Here is a 21194-nt window from a genome sequence, read left to right on the forward strand (position 1 = left end):
AGGCAGAAGGGGTTTTTCTTTGGCCGGCGATCTATGTCTGGCTATCGCCTTCGTCACCCGGATCATCGGTGTCCGGCTCGTCGGTCGTCGAGTCATCATCTTCGGCGCTGCCACCCTGATTCATATCTCCCGGCTCCGACTCGGATTTGGCCAGCATCAGCCCGCTATGCCCGACCTGCCCATTGAACGCCTGAGATTCGTGATCCTCGCATTCGGCCCAGGCCGTTGCAGTGCCGAGGGACAGCATCACCATCACTTTCAACAACATCAAAACCCGTAGCAATCTGCTTTTCATGGCCGACTCCATCCTGTTGCGCTAAGACATGCTTGCCGGACTGGCTCCGTGTGAAATCTAGTTGCGATCCGACCGGCTCACCACTTAGGACGCGACCGCGCAGGCAGAAATGCCATCGACCGCCAGATTGCTTTCGAATAACCCCGATAACCGAATCAGCTAAGCGCCGCGCGTGGCCTGCCAGGTCAGTGGAATGGAAATCAGCACCAGCAGCGCGCTCATCAACCAGACACTGTGCCCGCCAAACTGGCCATACAGCTGACCGCTGAGCACCGGCGACAACAGCGCGCTGGCACTCCAGCTCATGAAGAACAGCCCGAAGTACTGACCGCTCTTGCCGCTCTGCGCAAAGTGCATCGCCAGCACATTCAGTGGAGGCATGAACAGCGCCTCGCCCAGCGTCCAGATCAGCGTCGACAGACAGACAAAAGCCAAGCCGGAACCGAACGGCAACATGCCCAGCCCACAGGCCAACAGGACACTGCCAACGAGCATCTGCCAACGCGAGCCCCAACGCTCGACCGCGTGCGATAGCGGGATTTGTAAAGCGATCACCAACAGCGCATTGAGCCCGAACTGCCAGCCGATCGCCTCTGTGCTCAGGTGGTAGTAATCACGCAGATAATTGCCCAGCGTGCTGTAGACCGTGTCGAACGCGATGCCGAGCACGGCCGTCGCCGCCAGCAACCAGAGGAACGGCTTGTCGCGAAGCGGCACGCTCGAGCCATCGGCGGATTCGTCTCCAACCACCAGCACCGGCCGCCGCCACGTTGTGCGCAGGAACCACAGCAACGCCAGCATCGTCATCGCTGCACTGGCAAAAAACACCCAACGAAAATCCGCTTGCGCCAACACCCCACCCGCCACCCCGGCAGCGGCCATGCCCAGATTACGCGCGACCCGACTCAGGGCCTGCGCACGCGAGCGTTGCGCGACTTCGCAATACTCCATGATCAGCCGCTGATGCAACGTCCGAATCGCCCCATCGATGACACCGCTAAGCAATAGCAAACCGGCGAGCCAAGGCACCTGCGTCACCAGCCCCAACAGCATCAACACCCACACCGAAACGAAAAACAACGCCGCCGTCAGCCGCGCCGTGCGCACGTGATCACTGAGCCAGCCACCGAGCATCGAACCGACCAACAACCCCCCGCCATAGGCCGACAGCAACCAGCCGACGGTTTCAATCGCCAGCCCCAGTTCCTGACGCAAGTACAACGCCATGAAGAGCTTGACCATGGCGCTGAGGCGGTTGATGAACAATAGAGCCGCGAGGACCCAGGCCATGGGGGTGAAATAGCCGTTGGGGCGCAGGAGTTGGGTCAGTCCTTTGAGCATGTAACGTCCGATGGGCGCGAGGGTTTGATGAACAGTAGACGGCTTGGATTGGAATGTCGTGGGGGTGAGGTCAGCGGAAGTAAAAGCAGAGCATGGCTACGACGTAGAGGGAAAACGCCTTACGGAAAAATCGCCGCGCCCGGATTCAACTTGATTTTTCACGCGGCGTTAAAGATCAAAAGCCCCTCACCCTAACCCTCTCCCGGAGGGAGAGGGGACTGACCGGGTCGCTTGGGCAAGGTACGCCGACCTGAAATACCGAGCCGAACTCGGGATTTGAACAGATCATCAATCGGCCCCCTCTCCCTCGGGAGAGGGCTGGGCGGGCGGCGTTCCGATGAGGGGCGAATCCAACACAGATCCAAAGCAGACCACACGCTTCTCACCACTCAAAACAATGAGCGCAAGCTCGAGTGCCTTTGATCTTGCTTTTGATCCACGGGCGACGTCGGAAGGCTGAGTGGAGGGATTGATCCGGGCGTGGGAGCGCAGCGACCGTTCGACGAAGTCGAACACAGCGGAAGGAGGTGCAGCGAAGCAAACCGGAGCCGCTGCGCCCGGATCGATCCCGGAGCGAAGGAACCCGAGCCTGCGAGGGCCGAACGCAGGAGCAAGCGTTTTTTGCTTACTTTTTTAGGCGCTTGTAAAAAAGTAAGTCGCCGTAAGGGCGAAACCGCCAGCCGCAGCCCCCGCAGCAACGGATATTCACCCAAAACCCCAACAGCCTGGTCGGCCCAACGGCCGCCAAGACCAAAAGCGGCAGCCCATAAAAAAGCCCCCAAGGCCTACACCTCAGGGGCTTTCAGAAAAACACCTCAAACCTTAATGATGCTCCCGCGTCGCGCGGAATTTCACATCCGGCCAGCGCTCTTCCATCAACGCCAGATTCACCCGCGTCGGCGCCAGGTAAGTCAGGTGACCACCGCCATCGAGCGCGAGATTCTCCACCGCCTTGTTGGAAAACTCCTCAAGCTTCTTCTTGTCGTCGCACTCGATCCAGCGCGCCGAATACACAGTGATCGGCTCATACGAACACTCGACCTTGTATTCCTCTTTCAAGCGGCTGGCGACCACATCGAACTGCAGCACACCGACGGCGCCAAGAATGATGTCGTTGCTGCGCTCCGGGAAGAACACCTGCGTCGCGCCCTCTTCCGCCAACTGCTGCAGGCCCTGACGCAACTGCTTGGACTTCAGCGGATCACGCAGACGCACGCGACGGAACAGTTCCGGGGCGAAGTGCGGAATACCGGTGAAACCAAGGACTTCGCCTTCGCTGAAGGTGTCGCCGATCTGGATCGTACCGTGGTTGTGCAGACCGATGATGTCGCCAGCGTAGGCTTCTTCGAGCTGTTCACGCTCGGAGGAGAAGAACGTCAGGGCGTCGCCGATGCGCACGTCCTTGCCGGTGCGCACGTGGCGCATCTTCATGCCTTTCTCGTACTTGCCGGAGCAGATACGCATGAAGGCGATGCGGTCGCGGTGTTTCGGGTCCATGTTCGCCTGGATCTTGAAGATGAAGCCCGAGAACTTCTCTTCCACCGGCTCGACGGTACGCTCATTGGCCACACGGGCCAGCGGACGCGGCGCCCAATCGACGACAGCATCGAGCACGTGGTCGACACCGAAGTTGCCCAATGCGGTACCGAAGAACACCGGGGTCAGTTGGCCGTCGAGGAATTCCTGCTGGTTGAATTCGTGACAGGCGCCCTGCACCAGTTCCAGCTGCTCGATGAAACGATCGTACTCATCGCCCAGGTGCGCGCGCGCCTCGTCGGAGTCGAGTTTTTCGATGATCTTGGTTTCGGTGCGTTCGTGACCGTGACCGGCGGTGTAGACAATGATGTAGTCGTCGGCCAGGTGATACACGCCCTTGAAATCGCGGTAGCAACCGATCGGCCAGGTGATGGGCGCAGCCTTGATCTTCAGAACGGCTTCGATCTCGTCGAGCAGTTCGATCGGGTCGCGGATGTCACGGTCGAGTTTGTTGATGAAGCTGACGATCGGCGTGTCACGCAGACGGCAGACGTCCATCAGCGCAATGGTCCGTGGCTCTACACCCTTACCGCCGTCGAGCACCATCAAGGCCGAGTCCACCGCTGTCAGGGTGCGGTAGGTGTCTTCGGAGAAGTCTTCGTGGCCCGGGGTGTCGAGCAGGTTGATCATGTGTTCGCGATAGGGGAACTGCATGACCGACGTGGTAATGGAAATACCCCGCTGCTTCTCCATCTCCATCCAGTCGGATGTCGCATGGCGATCGGATTTGCGGGATTTCACCGTACCGGCCACTGCAATCGCCTTGCCCATCAACAGGAGCTTTTCGGTGATTGTGGTTTTACCGGCATCGGGGTGGGAAATAATGGCGAAAGTGCGGCGTTTCGCGACTTCGGCGGCCTGTTGGGTCATGGGAAATCGCCTGGCGGTGATTCAAAAAAGGGCGGCGAGTATAGCTTAAAAAGTGATCGCCGAACCACCGTCCCTCGGCCGCGCAAAACCCCGTAGGAGCTGCCGAAGGCTGCGATCTTTTGATCTTGTTTTCAGCAGCAAAGTCAAAAGATCGCAGCCTTCGGCAGCTCCAACAGGGTGGCCAAATAGTGTCTAACGTGGGAACCTTTTAAAGCACGGAGACGTCCATCCCCTGTTACGAACTTTCGTCAGGGGCTGAAAAATCAGCAAGTTAGCCTGACGAGGCTGCGCTCATGGCTCGCTTTCAGACCGCTTTGCCGGCTCTGAAAAACGGCTACTTTTCGCGAACGACGCTCCCGGCAGCCAAGGCTTGGCATGCCACACGGGACTGCGCTCGCCGACTACAAAAAAAGGAGTCCGCCTGTGGCTATCCGCTATGGCAAAGGGCTGATGGGAGGTGCGGTGGTGATCGCGCTCCTGGCCCTGCTGGTCCACTGGATCGGCATCAACACGATCGAACACTACCGCGACGATTTGTTGTTTTACCTGCAAGCTCATCTGATTCTCGTCCTCGCTTCCATGCTGGCCGCCCTTGTCGTGGGCATTCCCGCCGGTATCTTCCTCAGCCGCCCGACCATGGTCGGCCGCGCCGAACGCTTCATGCAAATCTTCAATATCGGCAATACCGTGCCACCGCTGGCCGTGCTCGCGATTGCGCTGGGCATCCTCGGCATCGGCAGTGGTCCGGCAATCTTCGCGCTGTTCCTCGCCTCGCTGTTGCCGATTGTGCGCAACACCTATGAAGGCCTGAAAAATGTTCAGGGCTCGCTGAAAGAAGCCGCTGTCGGCATCGGCATGACGCCGCGCCAAGTGCTGTGGAAAGTCGAATTGCCCAACGCCGTGCCGATCATCGTCGGTGGCGTGCGTGTCGCACTGGCGATCAACGTCGGCACCGCGCCGCTGGCGTTCCTGATCGGCGCCAACAGCCTCGGCAGCCTGATCTTCCCCGGCATCGCCCTGAACAATCAGCCGCAACTGCTGCTCGGCGCCGCGTGCACCGCGCTGTTGGCGCTGTTGCTCGATGGCGTGGTCACCCTCGCCAGCCGCCTATGGCTCGAACGCGGTTTGCGCCCGTCTTAAGGCTTTGCGAAGGAATATTTATGAAACGACTTAGCTTGATCTTAGGCTGCGTCCTGCTGTTCGCAGGAGTCGCGCAAGCCGCTGAAAAACCGGTCATCCGCCTCGGCGCCCGGGTCTTCACCGAGCAGACCCTGCTCGCCGAAATCACCGCGCAATACCTGCGCAGCAAAGGCTACGACGCGCAAATCACCGGCGGTCTGGGCAGCAACCTCGCGCGCAGCGCCCACGAAAGTGGCCAATTGGACCTGCTCTGGGAATACACCGGCGTGTCGCTGGTGGCCTATAACCACGTCACTGAAAAACTCGACAGCGCGCAGTCCTACGCCCGGGTCAGAGAGCTCGACGCGAAGAAAGGCCTGATCTGGCTGACGCCGTCGAAATTCAGCAACACCTACGCCCTCGCTCTGCCGAAAAAAATCGCCGAGCAATATCCGCAGATCGGCAACATCAGCCAGCTCAACGAAGTGCTGCGCGCCGAGGCCAAGACCAACCACTTGGTGGCGCTGGACACCGAGTTCGCCAACCGCTCCGACGGTCTCGACGGCATGGTCAAGCTCTACGACATGAACCTGACCCGCAAGAACATCCGGCAGATGGACGCCGGCCTGGTCTACACCGCGCTGCGTAACGGTCAGGTGTTTGCCGGTCTGGTCTACACCACCGATGGCCGCCTCAACGCCTTCGGCCTGAAATTGCTGGAGGACGACAAGCATTACTTCCCCGACTACACCGCCGCTCCCGTGGTGCGTCAGGCCACGCTGGACGCCAACCCGAAACTGGCCGAACAACTCAAGCCGCTGGCCGAACTGTTCGACGACGAAACCATGCGCCAACTCAACGCGCGGGTCGATGTCGATCATGAAAGCCCATCGTCCGTTGCCGCCGATTTCCTGCGCCAGCATCCACTGAATTAAGAGAGGAGAAGTCATGGAATTTCTGAACGCCTTTTCCCATCTCGACTGGCAGCAGGTGATGCACCTGACCTGGCAGCACATCACTCTGGTCGGCATCGCCGTGACCCTGGCGATCGTCATCGGCGTGCCGCTGGGCATCCTGATGACACGCTTTCCCACCCTCGCCGGCCCGCTGCAAGCCAGTGCCACGGTGCTGCTGACCGTGCCGTCGATCGCCCTGTTCGGTCTGCTGCTGCCGTTCTATTCCAAGTTCGGCCAGGGCCTGGGGCCGCTGCCGGCGATCACCGCCGTGTTCCTTTATTCGCTGCTGCCGATCATGCGCAACACCTACCTCGCCCTGACCGGCGTTGAACCGGGCATCCGCGAAGCCGCGCGCGGCATCGGCATGACCTTCGGCCAGCGCCTGCGCATGGTCGAACTGCCGATTGCGGTGCCAGTGATCCTCGCTGGCGTGCGCACCGCCGTGGTGATGAACATCGGCGTGATGACCATCGCCGCGACCATCGGCGCCGGCGGCCTCGGTGTGTTGATCCTCGCCTCCATCAGCCGCAGTGACATGTCGATGCTTATCGTCGGCGCGCTGCTGGTCAGTCTTCTGGCGATTTTCGCCGATCTCGTTTTGCAGTGGCTGCAACGCTCGCTGACTCCAAAAGGACTCCTGAAATGATCGAACTTCAAAACCTCAGCAAAACTTTCCAAAGCAACGGCAAAGATGTCAAAGCCGTGGACTCGGTACGCCTGACCGTCAATGAAGGCGAGATCTGCGTGTTCCTCGGGCCATCGGGTTGCGGCAAAAGCACCACGCTGAAAATGATCAACCGCCTGATCAAACCGACCTCGGGCAAGATCCTCATCAACGGTGAAGACACCACCGATCTCGACGAGGTGACCCTGCGCCGCAACATCGGCTATGTGATCCAGCAGATCGGTCTGTTCCCGAACATGACCATTGAAGAGAACATCGTCGTGGTGCCGAAACTGCTCGGCTGGGACAAACAGAAATGCCACGACCGCGCCCGCGAACTGATGAGCATGATCAAGCTTGAGCCCAAGCAGTATCTGCATCGCTACCCGCGTGAATTGTCCGGTGGTCAGCAACAGCGTATCGGCGTGATCCGCGCCTTGGCCGCTGATGCCCCACTGCTGTTGATGGACGAGCCGTTCGGCGCGGTCGACCCGATCAACCGCGAGATGATCCAGAACGAATTCTTCGAGATGCAACGCGCGCTGAACAAGACCGTAATCATGGTCAGCCACGACATCGACGAAGCGATCAAACTGGGCGACAAGATCGCCATTTTCCGCGCCGGCAAACTGCTGCAGATCGACCACCCGGACACCCTGCTCGCGCATCCGGCGGATGATTTCGTCAGCAATTTCGTCGGTCAGGACAGCACGCTCAAACGCCTGCTGTTGGTGAAAGCCGAAGACGCGGCGGACAACGCGCCGTCGGTCAGCCCGGAAACGCCAGTGGCCGATGCGCTGGAATTGATGGACGAGCACGACCGTCGCTACGTGGTGGTCACCTGCGCCGAGAACAAGGCGCTGGGGTACGTGCGCCGTCGCGACCTGCATCGCCAGACCGGCACCTGCGCGCAATTCCTGCGCGAGTTCAACGCCACCGCAGCGTACGACGAGCACCTGCGCATCCTGTTGTCGCGCATGTACGAGTTCAACCGCGCCTGGCTGCCGGTGATGGATGCCGAGCGGGTATTCCTCGGTGAAGTGACGCAGGAGTCGATTGCGGCTTATCTGAGTTCGGGGCGTTCGCGGGGGATGAAGACCAGTATCGTCTCGCCGGCTGAGACCGTGGTCGCATAATCCGTCTGCGTGGTTGAAACCCGATCCCTGTGGGAGCGAGCCTGCTCGCGAAAGCGCAATATCAGTCGACGCTGATGGCGGCTGTGAAAATGCCTTCGCGAGCAGGCTCGCTCCCACAGGATCTACTTAATTTTGTTGATCTTCACTGGGTGACAAAGAATCTCAACAGCCTCTCCTGCAAGAGCGTCGTCAATTCAGCTTCTTCAAGGTTCAAATCCCCCTTCAAAAGACTCTCTCGCTGCCAACGTCGCCGATGTTGCCGCCATCACACTTACCAACGATCTAGCCGACAAAAGCCACGAACGTGCAGGTATTTTTAACACTCGAAAATTCGCCGGGAACATCTGCCCGTCATCTCGGTCGGGTAGAAGGAGTGATGAACGCGACGCACGTCAGAAGCGTGCAAAAACGCGACATTTTTAGTTGATCTCGCGCCCCTCACGCCCTAAAGTTCGCGCCGAACGTCCATGCTGGAAACGATCCATCCGGCTCAAGTACTGACGACGAGACAGCAAGGCCAAGGGATAACCGCACATCTCTGGGCCTTTTTGCTTTCGGCGGCAATGCCTTGGGAAGTAGGCGAACCAAAGTGGGGATACGGAGGGCGTTCATGCACCCATTGTTTTTACGAGTTTGCCCATAGGAGCACCCAGCATGTCGATCCAGGTCGAAGACTATTTCGCGCGCGCTACATTCGACAAAATGAAGGCGTTCGCCGACAAACAGGAAACCCCGTTCGTGGTGATCGACACCGCGATGATCGCCCAGGCCTACGATGACCTGCGCGCCGGTTTCGAATTCGCCAAGGTCTACTACGCGGTCAAGGCCAACCCGGCCGTCGAGATCATCGACCTGCTCAAAGACAAGGGTTCGAGCTTCGATATCGCCTCGATCTACGAGCTGGACAAAGTCATGGATCGCGGCGTCAGCCCGGACCGTATCAGCTACGGCAACACCATCAAGAAATCCAAGGACATCCGCTACTTCTACGAGAAAGGCGTGCGTCTGTTCTCCACCGACTCGGAAGCCGACCTGCGCAACATCGCCAAGGCTGCACCGGGTTCGAAAGTCTATGTGCGCATCCTCACTGAAGGCTCGACCACTGCTGACTGGCCGCTGTCGCGCAAGTTCGGCTGCCAGACCGACATGGCCATGGACTTGCTGATCCTCGCTCGCGACCTCGGTCTGGTGCCGTACGGCATCTCGTTCCACGTCGGCTCGCAACAGCGCGACATCAGCGTCTGGGACGCGGCGATCGCCAAGGTCAAAGTAATCTTCGAGCGTCTGAAAGAAGAAGACGGCATTCACCTGAAGCTGATCAACATGGGCGGCGGCTTCCCGGCCAACTACATCACCCGTACCAACAGCCTGGAAACCTACGCCGAAGAGATTATTCGCTTCCTCAAGGAAGATTTCGGTGACGACCTGCCGGAAATCATCCTCGAGCCGGGCCGTTCGCTGATTGCCAACGCCGGTATTCTGGTCAGCGAAGTGGTGTTGGTTGCGCGCAAGTCGCGCACTGCTGTCGAGCGTTGGGTTTACACGGATGTGGGCAAGTTCTCCGGGCTGATCGAAACCATGGACGAAGCGATCAAGTTCCCGATCTGGACCGAGAAGAAAGGCGAGATGGAAGAAGTCGTGATCGCCGGCCCGACCTGCGACAGCGCCGACATCATGTACGAGAACTACAAATATGGCCTGCCGCTGAACCTGGCGATTGGTGATCGTCTTTACTGGCTGTCGACCGGTGCGTACACCACCAGTTACAGCGCGGTCGAGTTCAATGGCTTCCCGCCGCTGAAGTCGTTTTACGTTTAAGAGGCAGCGGCAAGTTTCTAGCTGCTAGCTGCAAGTGAAAAGCCCATGACGTGTCATGGGCTTTTTTGTGTCTGTGCGTTCGACTTGAAGTTTTGCGGGGTACTTGAAACCGAGGCCCCTCACCCCAGCCCTCTCCCAAGGGAGAGGGAGCCAACCGAGGTGTAGCGCATCATGCACCGACCAGAAGGATCGAGTCGATTATGGATTCGGCAAAGCACTTTCAGGTCGGCGTACCTCTTAAACATCCCCCAATCAGTCCCCTCTCCCTCCGGGAGAGGGTTAGGGTGAGGGCTTGCGAATTCAGACGCGCTGCAATTCTGCATAGCGAAGCGAGAACCGAGCAGCCATCCCCTGGATTTTTGGATCTGTAGCACTTAACAGCGTTTCACTCGCCACCCGCAGGAAATTCAGATTGCCCCCGGCCAAGGCTTTCTCAAGCCAAACAACCGCTTCATCAACCCGCCCCTCAGCCGCCAACACCGCCGCATAACTGAACTGCCCACGAAAATCCCCTCCCTCAGCCGAACGCCGATACCAGTCACGCGCCGCCAGCGGATCCGCCTGACACACCTGCCCTTCCTCCAGATAGCGCCCCAGCAGGTTCATCGATTTCGCATGACCCAACTCAGCTGCACGCCGGTACAACGCCAGCGCCTGCTGATGATCAACCGTCACCCCGCGCCCGGTGGCCAGTAGATTGGCCAGGTTGTACATCGCCCAGTCCAGCCCCGCCTCGGCAGCGATCCGATAATGCTGCGCCGCGACCGAGGCATCCGCCGCACAACCCCAACCATGCTCATGACAACGCCCGAGCATGTTGCGCGCCATCAGATGCCCGCGCCCGGCGGCGATGCCGAACCAGCGCAATGCAAGCGGTTGATCCTGCGCGATGCCCTGACCGTCCAGCAGGATCTGCCCAAGCAACGCCTGCGCTTCAACCTCGCCCTCGCCCGCCGCCAGCAAAATCGCCTGCGCAGCGCGGGCCGGGCTTTCTTCAAGCATTGCCGCCAACCCGGCCGCATCGAGAACTTCCTCGCGGCGCAACTGGAAACTCATACCTCGACCCAGCGCCGCAGCAAGTTGTGATAAGTGCCAGTGAGGCGGATCAGCGAAGGGTGATCGGGAACGTCCTGGGTCAGCTGCTGAATCGCCCCGTCCATTTCGAACAGCAACGCGCGCTGGCTGTCTTCGCGCACCAGGCTTTGCGTCCAGAAAAACGAGGCATAACGCGCACCACGTGTGACCGCATTGACCTTGTGCAAACTGGTGCCCGGATACAACACCATGTCGCCGGCCGGCAGCTTCACGCGCTGGGTGCCGTAGGTGTCCTGAATCTCCAGTTCGCCGCCGTCGTAATCTTCCGGCTCGCTGAAAAACAGCGTAGCCGACAAATCGGTGCGCACCCGCTCGATGCTGCCCTTGGGCTGGCGCACGGCGTTGTCGATGTGAAAATCGAAACTGCCGCCGGCCGTGTAGCAGTTCACTAGCGGTGGGAAGACTTTGTGCGGCAGTGCGGCAGACATGAACAGCGGATTCTTCCACAGCCGCTCGAGCATCGCCGCGCCGATTTCCTTGGCCAGCGGGTGGCCTTCGGGCAGTTGCAGATTGTGCTTGGCCTTGGCCGACTGGAAGCCGGCGGTGATCTTGCCGTCGGCCCAATCCGCTTGCTCAAGGGCCTGGCGGATGCGCTGCACTTCATCTTTTGCGAACAGCCCGGGAATGTGCAGCAGCATGGCGATGTCACCTGATGGCAAGAAGGCGGCAATGGTATTGATTCTTATTGACTGTGTAAAACCCCCAAGACGGATGAACAAGCAGAAACCGTAAGGGCAAATTGTAAAGAATGTAAATTCAATGCGAATAACAATGTTTCGCAATTGATACGAATACCTGTTTACCCTATATTCCGCCGCCTCAAATCCTTGGGGAGGGGAATAAAAATGGCACGTCAACACGCACAATTACCGGTCAGTTCACCACGTCTGCTCGCCTCGGCAATCGGTGTCGCAATCACCGCCGGCTCGGCTGGGCAGATGGTCTTCGCGGCGGAAAAAACCGAGAGCAAAACTTCCGGCAACGCCATTGCCCTGGACGCCACCGCCATCACCGGCGAAGCCCAGGACTCGACGTCCTACCAGGTCGAAAAAGCCTCCTCGCCCAAGTACACCGCACCGCTGGTCGACACCCCGCGCTCGGTCACCGTCATCCCGCAGCAAGTGCTCAAGGACACCGGCGCGCTGAATATGCAGGACGCCTTGCGTACCGTGCCGGGCATTACATTCGGTGCTGGTGAAGGCGGCAACCCGCAGGGTGACCGTCCATTCATTCGCGGCTTCGATGCTCAGGGTGACACTTACCTGGACGGCGTGCGCGACACCGGTTCGCAGAGCCGCGAAATCTTCGCCGTGGAAAACATCGAAGTCAGCAAAGGCCCGAACTCGGCGATTGGCGGTCGCGGCGCCGCCGGCGGCAGCATCAACCTGGTGAGCAAGAAAGCGCACCTGGGCAACTCGTTCGACGGCGGCTTCACCTACGGCTCCGACCAGACCCAGCGCTACACCCTCGACGGCAACTATCAGTTCAGCGACAGCGCTGCCGGCCGTCTCAACCTGATGAGCCACGAGAGCAACGTCGCCGGTCGCGACAAGGTCGATTACGACCGTTGGGGCATCGCGCCGTCGCTGGCCTTCGGCCTGGGCACCGATACCCGTGTAAACCTCGACTACTACCATCTGGAAAGCAACGACACCCCGGACTCGGGCATCCCGTACACCATCCCAACCGGTGGTTCGGCCGCACGCACCAAGTCCAATCCGGACAAGCCGTACGCCGGTGGCGATCACGACAATTTCTATGGTCTGGATCGTGACTTCCGCAAGGGCCGCACCGACACCGCGACCTTTGCCATCGAGCACGACCTCAATGATGCGCTGACCATCAAGAACACCCTGCGCCACGGCAGCAGCATGCAGGATTACATCCTCACCCAGCCGGACGACAGCAAGGGCAACGTCAACAACGGCAGCGTCTGGCGTCGGGCCAACACGCGGGTGAGCAACACCGAAACCACCACCAACCAGACCGACCTGTTCGGCACCTTCTACGTGGGCGGTTTCAAGAACAGCTTCTCCACCGGTGTCGAATACACCCGTGAGCAGAGCGAGAAATCCTCGTACAACGTCAACACCGACACCACGCCGCGTACGACCAATGTGCCTTCCAGCAGCAACTGCACACCGGCGATGATTGGCGCTTCGAGCGGTTACAACTGCACCTCGCTGTCGACCCCGAACCCGAACGATCCGTGGAACGGCGCGATCTCGCGTAACTACGCCGGTACCGACACCCAGGCCGACACCTACGCGCTGTACGTGTTCGACACGCTGGAGTTGTCCGAGCAGTGGCTGGTGAACATGGGCCTGCGCTACGACCACTTCGACACCGACTACAAGACCTACAACGCCGCAGGGACCACCACATCCAAGGGTGATGACACCAGCGAATTCGTCACCGGTCAGTTCGGCGTGGTCTACAAGCCGGCGGAAAACGGCAGCATCTACGCCTCTTATGCGACCTCGGCGACACCGCCGGGCAACACCTTGGGCGAAGGTCAGGAAGGCAACCCGCTGGGCGGCACACCGGATCGCAGCGGCAACCTGCTGAGCAGCGACATGGAGCCGGAAACCACCAAGAACTACGAAATCGGCACCAAGTGGGATCTGCTCAATGATCGCCTGTCGCTGACCGCCGACATCTTCCGCACCGAGAAGGAAAACGCTCGCGTGCAAGTCGATACCAGTTCCTACGAGAACGCCGGCAAGACCCGCGTACAAGGCTTCGAACTGTCGGCCAGCGGCAAGATCACCGACAAGTGGCAGGTGTTCGCCGGTTACGCCTTCATGGACAGCGAACAGGTTGATGGTGGCCCGCTGGGTCGCGCCAACGACGGCAACGATCTGCCGAACACACCGAAAAACAGCGCCAGCCTGTGGACCACTTATCAGGTCACGCCGAAGCTGACGATCGGTGGTGGCGCGTTCTACGTCGACGACGTCTACGGCAGTGTCGCCAACACGACGATGGTCGATTCGTACGTGCGTTACGACGCGATGGCGGCCTACAAGCTGACCAAGAACGTCGACCTGCAACTCAACGTGCAGAACCTGACCGACGAAACCTATTACGACAAAGCCTTCTCGACCCACTTCGCCAACCAGGCGGCGGGACGCACGGCGCTGTTGAGCACCAATTTCCACTTCTGACCGATGTGAATACCTGCGGGAGCGAGCCTGCTCGCGAAGGCAATCTTTCAGCAACATCGATGCTGACTGACACACCGCTTTCGCGAGCAGGCTCGCTCCCACAGAGAATGTGCCGCGAGGCTCGGCCCCGTTCATTCAGTTGAACGGGGCTTTTCGTGTGTTACGCAAAACGCTTCTTGATAACCCACGGCATAATGCGCGCCGTGATGACAATTTCCGAACGGACGGCGAGTGACGTGTTGAAGAAAACCCTGTTCCAGTTGCACTGGTTTTTTGGCATCACCGCAGGGCTGGTGCTGGCTCTGATGGGCATCACCGGCGCGGCCTATTCGTTTCAGGACGAGATCCTGCGCGCGCTCAATCCGTCCGTTCTGCAGGTGGAAAAACAGGTCGCCGGCGTGCTGCCGCCAGTGGAACTGGTGGAGCGCATCGAAGCCGCGTCCGGCAAGAAAGTCGCGATGCTCTGGGTCGAGACCGACAGCGGTCACGCCGCACGCGTTTACTTCACCCCACCCAAAGGCGAACGGCGTGGCGAGATGCGCTACTTCGATCCGTACACCGCCGAGTTCAAGGGCGACGCCACCGGTCAGGATTTCTTCGGCCTGATGCTGCAACTGCACCGCTTCCTCGCCATGGGCGATACCGGGCGCAACATCACCGGCGCCTGCACCTTGATGCTGTTGTTCTTCTGTCTCTCTGGCCTGTATTTGCGTTGGCCACGCCAGTGGAACAGCTGGCGCGTGTGGTTGACCCTGGACTGGAAAAAGAAGGGCCGCGCGTTCAATTGGGACCTGCACTCGGTGGCCGGCACCTGGTGCCTTTTGGTGTATCTGCTGCTGGCGTTGACCGGCTTGTCATGGTCGTACGAGTGGTACAACAAGGGCCTGACCCGACTGCTTTCCGACGCGCCGCAAAACGAACGCGTGCGCGGCGGTCGCGGCCCGGCGCCGGAAGGCCCGGCACCGACCGCCGACTACGCAGCGATGTGGAGCAGCATCTACAGCGCTGCCGGCCCGGGTCTGGCCGCGTACAACATTCGCATGCCGGCGGTTGCCGGCCAGCCGGCGACGGTGTTCTACCTGCTCGACAGCTCACCCCATGACCGCGCGCTGAACCAGATCACCCTCGACCCGGCCACCGGCGTGGTCAAACGCGTCGACCGCTATGCCGACAAAAGCTTCAAGGCCCAACTGCTGACCAGCATTTATGCGCTGCACGTGGGCAGCTATTTCGGCCTTGTCGGGCGCATCATCGTGACGATCGCGGCGGTGTGCATGCCGCTGTTTTTCATCACTGGCTGGCTGCTGTATCTGGACCGTCGGCGCAAGAAAAAGCAGATCAAGGATGCCCGCCAGGGCCTCGCACAACCCTCCGCCGATGCTTCGGCATGGCTGATCGGTTTCGCCAGCCAGAGCGGTTTCGCCGAACAATTGGCGTGGCAGACCGCCGGACAATTGCAGGCCGCCGGGTTGCCGGTCAACGTGCAGCCGCTGGCCAATCTCAGCGAACAGGATCTGCGGGATTCGAACAACGCCTTGTTCGTGGTCAGCACCTTCGGCGACGGCGAAGCGCCGGACAGCGCCCGTGGTTTCGAACGCAAAGTGCTGGCCAAAGCCTCGACACTCGACAGCCTCAACTACGCCGTGCTCGGCCTCGGCGATCGGCAGTACGCGCACTTCTGTGGCTTCGCCAAACGCTTGCATCAATGGCTCGGCGAGCACGGCGGCAAGACGCTGTTCGCCCCGGTGGAGGTCGATAGCGGCGATCCCTACGCGCTGCGTCACTGGCAAACGCAACTCGGCCAGCTCACCGGACAGGCGCCGAGCGAAACCTGGCAAGCACCCAGCTACGACAACTGGACGCTGGTGCGGCGCGAACTGATGAACCCCGACAGCAGCGGCGCGCCGGTCTATCTGCTCGGCCTCAAAGCCCCGGACACCCGCAGCTGGCTGGCCGGTGACCTGGTCGAAGTGCTGCCACGCAATTGCCCTTGGGCGATCGAACATTTCCTCGACGGCCTCGGCATCCGTGGCGAAACACCGGTGAAGGTCAACGGCATCGACGAACCACTGGAAGTGGCCCTCGCCTCACGGCAACTGCCCGAGCACCGCGCGCATCTGGTCGGCCTGCATGCGCAGTCGCTGGTCGACGCGATGGTGCCGCTGGCCATGCGCGAATACTCCATCGCCTCGATTGCCGCTGACGGCGTGCTGGAGCTGATCGTGCGTCAGGAACAGCACAACGACGGCAGCCTCGGCATAGGCTCCGGCTGGCTCACCGAGCATGCGCCTGTGGGCGGCAGCATCAGCCTGCGCGTGCGGCGCAATAGCGGTTTCCACCTGCCGAACGAACCCGTGCCGATGATCCTGCTGGGCAACGGCACAGGCCTCGCCGGCCTGCGTAGCCTGCTCAAGGCACGCATTGCCGATGGTCAGCAACGGCAGTGGCTGCTGTTCGGCGAGCGCAACCGCGAGCACGACTTCCTCTGCCGCGCCGAGCTGGAGGAATGGCTGGTCAATGGCGATCTGGCGCGGCTGGATCTGGCGTTTTCGCGGGATCAGGCTGAGAAGGTTTATGTGCAGGATCGCTTGCGTGAGTCGGCGGATGAACTGAAGAAGTGGTTGGCTGGTGGTGCCGTCATTTATATCTGCGGCAGCCTTCAAGGGATGGCCTCAGGCGTAGACCAGGCGCTCAACGATATCCTCGGCAGCGCCGAAGTCGAACGCCTGATCGAACAGGGCCGCTACCGCCGGGATGTTTACTAACGCCTGCGAAAACCCCCTCACCCTAGCCCTCTCCCAATGGGAGAGGGGACCGACTGGGGGATGCTCGAGATCGACGCCGACCTGAGCGTTCTTCACTGAATCCATAGCCATAATTACCTCGGTCGGCTCCCTCTCCCTCTGGGAGAGCGCTGGGCGGGCGGCGTTCCGATGAGGGAAATGGGCTACTGTTAAATCTCCACTCAACTTCACAAGGACCGTGAAGCCATGCCAAGCCGCCCTACCCTCGCCCAATTCGCCCGCCACTTGCGCACCAACCAGACAGATTGCGAACACCTGCTCTGGCAGCGCCTGCGTTCCCGGCAGATAGCCAACCTGAAATTTCGCCGACAGTTTCCATGTCCGCCGTTTGTGCTGGATTTCTATTGTGTGGAGTTGAGATTGGCGATTGAGCTGGATGGTGGCCAGCATTATGAGACGGCCGGGGTGGTTCACGATCGGCGCCGGTCGAACTTCCTGTCTCAACAAGGCATCGACGTCGTGCGATTCAGCAATCTTGAGGTGCTTCAGCAGATGGATGATGTATTAGAGCAGATCATCAGAGTTGCGGCAGAGCGGAAAATGCCCTCACCCTAGCCCTCTCCCAGAGGGAGAGGGGACTGATTGGGGGATGCTCGAGATCGACGCCGACCTGAGCGTTCTTCACTGAATCCAAAGCCATAATCACCTAGGTCTTCCAGGTCGATGCATGACGCAAGACACCTCGGTCGGCCCTCTCCCTCCCAGAGGGCGAGGTGACTGATTGGGTGATGCTTGAAATCGACGCCGACCTGAGCGTTCTTCACTGAATCCAAAGCCACAATCACCTCGGTCTTCCAGGTCGATGCATGACGCAAGACACTTCGGTCGGCCCTCTCCCTCCCAGAGGGCGAGGTGACTGATTGGGTGATGCTTGAAATCGACGCCGACCTGAGCGTTCTTCACTGAATCCAAAGCCACAATCACCTCGGTCTTCCAGGTCGATGCTTAACGCGAGACACCTCGGTCGGCTCCCTCTCCCTCCGGGAGAGGGCTGGGGTGAGGGGCTTTTGATCCAGCTTGATTAAACAGGCTGCAACTTCTGCTCAAACACTGCTACACCATCGAGATCCCGCAACACCACGCTCATCTCGCCGCTCTGCCCTTCGATATTCACCTCACCAAAAAACTGAAACCCGGCAAACGGCGAGGTGTTCTGTGCGGGCGGTGCTTTCTCGAACACCACCTCTGGGCCAAACGTCTTGTCCAGTGGATTCGGCCCGAAACTGCCGGCGTTCAACGGTCCGGCAACAAATTCCCAGAACGGTTCGAAATCCTGAAACGCCGCGCGGTCCGGATGATAGTGATGCGCCGCGCAGTAGTGCACGTCCGCCGTCAGAAACACGAAATTGCGCACCTGCTGCGCGCGCAGGAATCCGAGCAGCTCGGCGATTTCCAGCTCTCGCCCCTGCGCCGGGCCGGGGTCGCCGTTGGCCACGGCTTCCCAACGCGCAACGCCCGGACTGACCTCGCCGTCCGGCACGCCAAGGCCGATGGGCATGTCGGCGGCGATGACTTTCCACTGCGCCTTCGACGCCTGCAATTCACGCTTGAGCCAGTCCAGCTGCTCGCGGCCGAGAAACGGTTTTGCCGCGCCCAGGTTGTCGTCGTTGGCTTCGCGATAGCTGCGCATATCCAGCACGAATACGTCGAGCATCGGCCCGTAACTGAGCTTGCGATAAATGCGCCCGCCGCCGTCCGCCGCTTGCAAACGCATCGGCGCATATTCCAGCCACGCCTGCCGCGCGCGGCCGACCAGCTTGTGGATATCTTTCTCCTGATAACGCTCATCCAGCTGCTTGCCCGGTGACCAGTTGTTGACCACTTCGTGATCGTCCCACTGCCAGATCTGCGGCACTTCGGCGTTGAAGCGGCGGATGTTTTCGTCCATCAGGTTGTAGCGATAGTTGCCGCGATAATCGTCGAGGGTCTGCGCGACTTTGCTTTTGGCTTCAGTGGTGACATTGCGCCAGATGCGCCCACTCTCGGTGGTCAGTTGCGCGGGCACCGGGCCGTCGGCGTAGATGGTGTCGCCGCTGTGAATAAAGAAGTCCGGCAGGCGCAGGCGCATGGCTTCGTAGATGCGCATGCCGCCGATGTCCGGGTTGATCCCGAAGCCTTGGCCTACGGTGTCACCGCTCCAGACAAAACGGATGTCGCGTTTTGTCGTTGGCACGCTGCGCAGATGGCCGAACCACGGTTCGCTGGCGACGCCGCTCTGGGCGTCTTCGAAGTGCACGCGATAGAAAATTGCCTGGTTGGCCGGCAGGCCGGTGAGTTCGACGCGGGCGGTGAAATCGCTGCGCGCATCGGCCAGTGGCGAGACGAATTTGCGCGGGTTGCCGAACAGGCTGCCGGTGTCCCACTCCACCACCATGCGCGCCGGGCGATCGCTGCGGCTCCAGATCATCGCGCGGTCGCCGAGCAGGTCGCCGGACTGCACGCCGTCGGTGAGCTGCGGACGATCCTTGACCGAGGCAATCACCGCCGGCGCCAGCCCCGGCAGCAACAGCCCGGCACCGACCGCTTGCATGACGCGACGCCGACCGAGATTGAAATCGCTCATGGTGTTCTCCCTGCAAAAGGGAAAACTTAAGCACGGGTGTATGAATCCGCTATGACAATGCAGACTCCCACAGGGATTTGGTGTTGTCGGTCAGGCCTTGGCGGGCTCCAGCGGTAGCTCGACAGCCTCAGGCCGTTTGAGCAGCGCATACACCACCGCCGTGACCAGGCTCCCCGCGACAATCGCCAGCAGATACAGCAGCGCATGGTTGATCGCATTGGGGATCGCCAGCACGAACAAGCCACCGTGCGGCGCCATCAGTTTGCAGCCGAAGTACATCGACAAGGCACCGGTCAGCGCGCCGCCAGCGATGCTCGCCGGGATCACCCGCAGCGGATCTTTCGCAGCAAACGGAATCGCCCCTTCCGAGATAAAGCACAGGCCCAGCACGAACGCTGCTTTGCCGGCCTCGCGCTCGGTCTGCGCGAACTTGCGCCGGGCAATGAACGTGGCGATACCCAGGCCAATCGGCGGCACCATGCCGGCGGCCATGGTCGCGGCCATCGGTGCGTAACTCTGCGAGGCCAGCAGCCCCACCGAAAACGCATAGGCAGCCTTGTTGATCGGCCCGCCGAGGTCGACGCACATCATGCCGCCGAGCAATACGCCGAGCAGAATCGCGTTGGTGGTGCCCATGCTGTCGAGAAACTGGGTAAGCGCGGCGAGCATGCCGGCGACCGGTTTGCCGACCACGTAAATCATCACCAGGCCGGTCACCAGACTGGCCAGCAACGGGATGATCAGAATCGGCTTCAGCGCTTCCAGGCTCTGCGGCAATTTCACATAGCGGGCGATGGCTTTGGCGGCGTAACCGGCAATGAAACCGGCAATGATCCCGCCGATGAATCCGGCGCCCAGAGTGCCTGCGAGCAAACCGCCGATCATCCCCGGCGCAAGGCCCGGGCGATCGGCGATCGAGTAGGCGATGTACCCGGCGAGTAACGGCACCATCAGCTTGAACGCGGTGTCGCCGCCGATCTGCATCAGCGCCGCCGCCAGCGTGCCTTCTTCCTTGTACGCGGTGATGCCGAACACGAACGACAATGCGATCAGCAAACCACCCGCCACCACCATTGGCAGCATGTACGACACACCCGTGAGCAGGTGCTTGTAGACGCCGGTTTTCTCGGACTTGGCCGGGGCCTTGCCGTCGCTTGCCGCACTTTCGACAGCGCCTTCGGCCAAGGCTTTTTTCAAAGTCGCTTCAGACTGCTTCAGCGCAACGCCCGTGCCGCAGCGATAGATTTTCTTGCCAGCGAAACGCTCGGTAGCGACGTCGATATCCGCCGCCAGCAGTACCACGTCAGCCTCGGCGATGGCCGTTGCGCTGAGCGGGGTTTTCGCGCCGACCGAGCCTTGGGTTTCGACCTGCAATTCATAGCCCAGACGCTTGGCGGTCTGCTGCAACGCTTCGGCGGCCATGAAGGTGTGGGCGACGCCGGTCGGGCAGGCCGTGATGGCGACGATGCGCGGCGCACGTGGCGCATCAATGGCCGGTTCGACTGCGCAGGCCACGTAGACTTCGGCTTCTTCAGCACCGCGACGCAGTACCGCTTCGACATCCTGCAGCGCCTGCGCCGGAGCGATCTGGAACACGCGCTTGCCGACGAAGCGACTCATGTCCACCGCGCCAGTGGTGACCAGCAAGACCCACTCGGCGGCTTCGATGGTCGCCGCCGACAACTCGCGTTCCGGGTGTGCCGGATCGACCACTTCAACGCTGGTGCTCCAGCCCTGACGCTGCGCCGCTGCATCGAGCAGACGCGCGCACAGCACACTGGTGACCATGCCGTTCGGGCAAGCCGTAACAATGGCTAACTTCATCACAAA

At 60.6% G+C, this 21194-nt stretch carries 15 protein-coding genes; 8 read left to right on the forward strand and 7 right to left on the reverse strand.

Annotated elements, in window-relative coordinates:
• Positions 1-31: 31 nt before the first annotated feature.
• The 3 genes from AC0Z5Z_RS20875 to AC0Z5Z_RS20885 form a co-directional block, all read right to left on the reverse strand.
• Positions 32-295: a hypothetical protein gene (locus AC0Z5Z_RS20875; RefSeq protein WP_056782908.1), complete on the reverse strand. Its 264-nt coding sequence runs from the start codon at positions 293-295 to the stop codon at positions 32-34.
• A 159-nt stretch (positions 296-454) separates the two neighbouring features.
• The gene (locus AC0Z5Z_RS20880; RefSeq protein WP_485611582.1) at positions 455-1636 is read right to left on the reverse strand and encodes an MFS transporter; all 1182 of its coding nucleotides are present in this window, start codon (positions 1634-1636) and stop codon (positions 455-457) included.
• 822 nt (positions 1637-2458) lie between these two features.
• Positions 2459-4042, reverse strand: coding sequence for a peptide chain release factor 3 (locus tag AC0Z5Z_RS20885; RefSeq protein WP_039759481.1), 1584 nt, complete (start codon positions 4040-4042; stop codon positions 2459-2461).
• 450 nt (positions 4043-4492) lie between these two features.
• On the opposite strand from AC0Z5Z_RS20885, the gene AC0Z5Z_RS20890 reads away from it, so the two are divergent.
• From AC0Z5Z_RS20890 to AC0Z5Z_RS20910, 5 genes are all read left to right on the forward strand, one after another.
• Complete coding sequence (locus AC0Z5Z_RS20890) at positions 4493-5182, forward strand: ABC transporter permease (protein ID WP_172667905.1); 690 nt, start codon at positions 4493-4495, stop codon at positions 5180-5182.
• Between the two features lie 20 nt (positions 5183-5202).
• A complete protein-coding gene (locus AC0Z5Z_RS20895) occupies positions 5203-6096 on the forward strand; it encodes a glycine betaine ABC transporter substrate-binding protein (protein ID WP_150636083.1) in 894 nt (297 codons plus the stop codon).
• Between the two features lie 13 nt (positions 6097-6109).
• A complete protein-coding gene (locus tag AC0Z5Z_RS20900) occupies positions 6110-6763 on the forward strand; it encodes an ABC transporter permease (protein ID WP_024011588.1) in 654 nt (217 codons plus the stop codon).
• Positions 6760-7917 carry an osmoprotectant ABC transporter ATP-binding protein OsmV gene (locus AC0Z5Z_RS20905; RefSeq protein ID WP_485611583.1) on the forward strand — a complete coding sequence of 386 codons (1158 nt, stop codon included), beginning with the start codon at positions 6760-6762 and terminating at the stop codon, positions 7915-7917. The genes AC0Z5Z_RS20900 and AC0Z5Z_RS20905 overlap by 4 nt, the downstream gene beginning before the upstream one ends.
• 654 nt (positions 7918-8571) lie before the next feature.
• A complete protein-coding gene (locus tag AC0Z5Z_RS20910) occupies positions 8572-9735 on the forward strand; it encodes a type III PLP-dependent enzyme (protein ID WP_016771733.1) in 1164 nt (387 codons plus the stop codon).
• A 300-nt stretch (positions 9736-10035) separates the two neighbouring features.
• Here AC0Z5Z_RS20910 and AC0Z5Z_RS20915 read toward each other — a convergent pair whose 3' ends face one another.
• Together AC0Z5Z_RS20915 and AC0Z5Z_RS20920 are read right to left on the reverse strand one after the other, a co-directional pair.
• Entirely contained in the window at positions 10036-10791 is a 756-nt protein-coding gene (locus tag AC0Z5Z_RS20915) for a tetratricopeptide repeat protein (RefSeq protein ID WP_485611584.1), read from the reverse strand.
• Positions 10788-11468: a Fe2+-dependent dioxygenase gene (locus tag AC0Z5Z_RS20920; RefSeq protein ID WP_024011586.1), complete on the reverse strand. Its 681-nt coding sequence runs from the start codon at positions 11466-11468 to the stop codon at positions 10788-10790. Before AC0Z5Z_RS20920 ends, AC0Z5Z_RS20915 begins: the two co-directional genes overlap by 4 nt.
• Positions 11469-11675: 207 nt before the next feature.
• Between AC0Z5Z_RS20920 and AC0Z5Z_RS20925 the strand changes: the two genes are divergently transcribed.
• The 3 genes from AC0Z5Z_RS20925 (at position 11676) to AC0Z5Z_RS20935 (ending at position 17356) form a co-directional block, all read left to right on the forward strand.
• A complete protein-coding gene (locus AC0Z5Z_RS20925) occupies positions 11676-13997 on the forward strand; it encodes a TonB-dependent receptor (protein ID WP_252887312.1) in 2322 nt (773 codons plus the stop codon).
• 236 nt (positions 13998-14233) lie between these two features.
• A complete protein-coding gene (locus tag AC0Z5Z_RS20930; RefSeq protein ID WP_485611602.1) occupies positions 14234-16762 on the forward strand; it encodes a PepSY domain-containing protein in 2529 nt (842 codons plus the stop codon).
• Positions 16763-16987: 225 nt separating this feature from the next.
• Positions 16988-17356, forward strand: a complete 369-nt coding sequence (locus tag AC0Z5Z_RS20935) for an endonuclease domain-containing protein (RefSeq protein WP_485611585.1) — start codon at positions 16988-16990, stop codon at positions 17354-17356.
• 466 nt (positions 17357-17822) lie between these two features.
• On the opposite strand, the gene AC0Z5Z_RS20940 is transcribed toward AC0Z5Z_RS20935, so the two are convergent.
• Together AC0Z5Z_RS20940 and AC0Z5Z_RS20945 are read right to left on the reverse strand one after the other, a co-directional pair.
• Positions 17823-19364, reverse strand: coding sequence for an alkaline phosphatase D family protein (locus AC0Z5Z_RS20940; protein WP_460066395.1), 1542 nt, complete (start codon positions 19362-19364; stop codon positions 17823-17825).
• A 90-nt stretch (positions 19365-19454) separates the two neighbouring features.
• Complete coding sequence (locus AC0Z5Z_RS20945) at positions 19455-21188, reverse strand: PTS fructose-like transporter subunit IIB (protein ID WP_252883172.1); 1734 nt, start codon at positions 21186-21188, stop codon at positions 19455-19457.
• Positions 21189-21194 lie beyond the last annotated feature (6 nt).

The sequence above is a fragment of the Pseudomonas sp. 1L-E-NC-VB-C3 genome (assembly GCF_057291535.1).

Bases quoted from the DNA above. Each gene is read 5' to 3' on its own strand.
- AC0Z5Z_RS20875 (WP_056782908.1), bottom strand. From the start codon at position 295: ATGAAAAGCAGATTGCTACGGGTTTTGATGTTGTTGAAAGTGATGGTG.
- AC0Z5Z_RS20910 (WP_016771733.1), top strand. From the start codon at position 8,572: ATGTCGATCCAGGTCGAAGACTATTTCGCGCGCGCTACATTCGACAAA.
- AC0Z5Z_RS20905 (WP_485611583.1), top strand. From the start codon at position 6,760: ATGATCGAACTTCAAAACCTCAGCAAAACTTTCCAAAGCAACGGCAAA.
- AC0Z5Z_RS20880 (WP_485611582.1), bottom strand. From the start codon at position 1,636: ATGCTCAAAGGACTGACCCAACTCCTGCGCCCCAACGGCTATTTCACC.
- AC0Z5Z_RS20885 (WP_039759481.1), bottom strand. From the start codon at position 4,042: ATGACCCAACAGGCCGCCGAAGTCGCGAAACGCCGCACTTTCGCCATT.
- AC0Z5Z_RS20940 (WP_460066395.1), bottom strand. From the start codon at position 19,364: ATGAGCGATTTCAATCTCGGTCGGCGTCGCGTCATGCAAGCGGTCGGT.
- AC0Z5Z_RS20935 (WP_485611585.1), top strand. From the start codon at position 16,988: ATGCCAAGCCGCCCTACCCTCGCCCAATTCGCCCGCCACTTGCGCACC.
- AC0Z5Z_RS20920 (WP_024011586.1), bottom strand. From the start codon at position 11,468: ATGCTGCTGCACATTCCCGGGCTGTTCGCAAAAGATGAAGTGCAGCGC.
- AC0Z5Z_RS20915 (WP_485611584.1), bottom strand. From the start codon at position 10,791: ATGAGTTTCCAGTTGCGCCGCGAGGAAGTTCTCGATGCGGCCGGGTTG.
- AC0Z5Z_RS20945 (WP_252883172.1), bottom strand. From the start codon at position 21,188: ATGAAGTTAGCCATTGTTACGGCTTGCCCGAACGGCATGGTCACCAGT.
- AC0Z5Z_RS20900 (WP_024011588.1), top strand. From the start codon at position 6,110: ATGGAATTTCTGAACGCCTTTTCCCATCTCGACTGGCAGCAGGTGATG.
- AC0Z5Z_RS20890 (WP_172667905.1), top strand. From the start codon at position 4,493: ATGGGAGGTGCGGTGGTGATCGCGCTCCTGGCCCTGCTGGTCCACTGG.
- AC0Z5Z_RS20925 (WP_252887312.1), top strand. From the start codon at position 11,676: ATGGCACGTCAACACGCACAATTACCGGTCAGTTCACCACGTCTGCTC.
- AC0Z5Z_RS20895 (WP_150636083.1), top strand. From the start codon at position 5,203: ATGAAACGACTTAGCTTGATCTTAGGCTGCGTCCTGCTGTTCGCAGGA.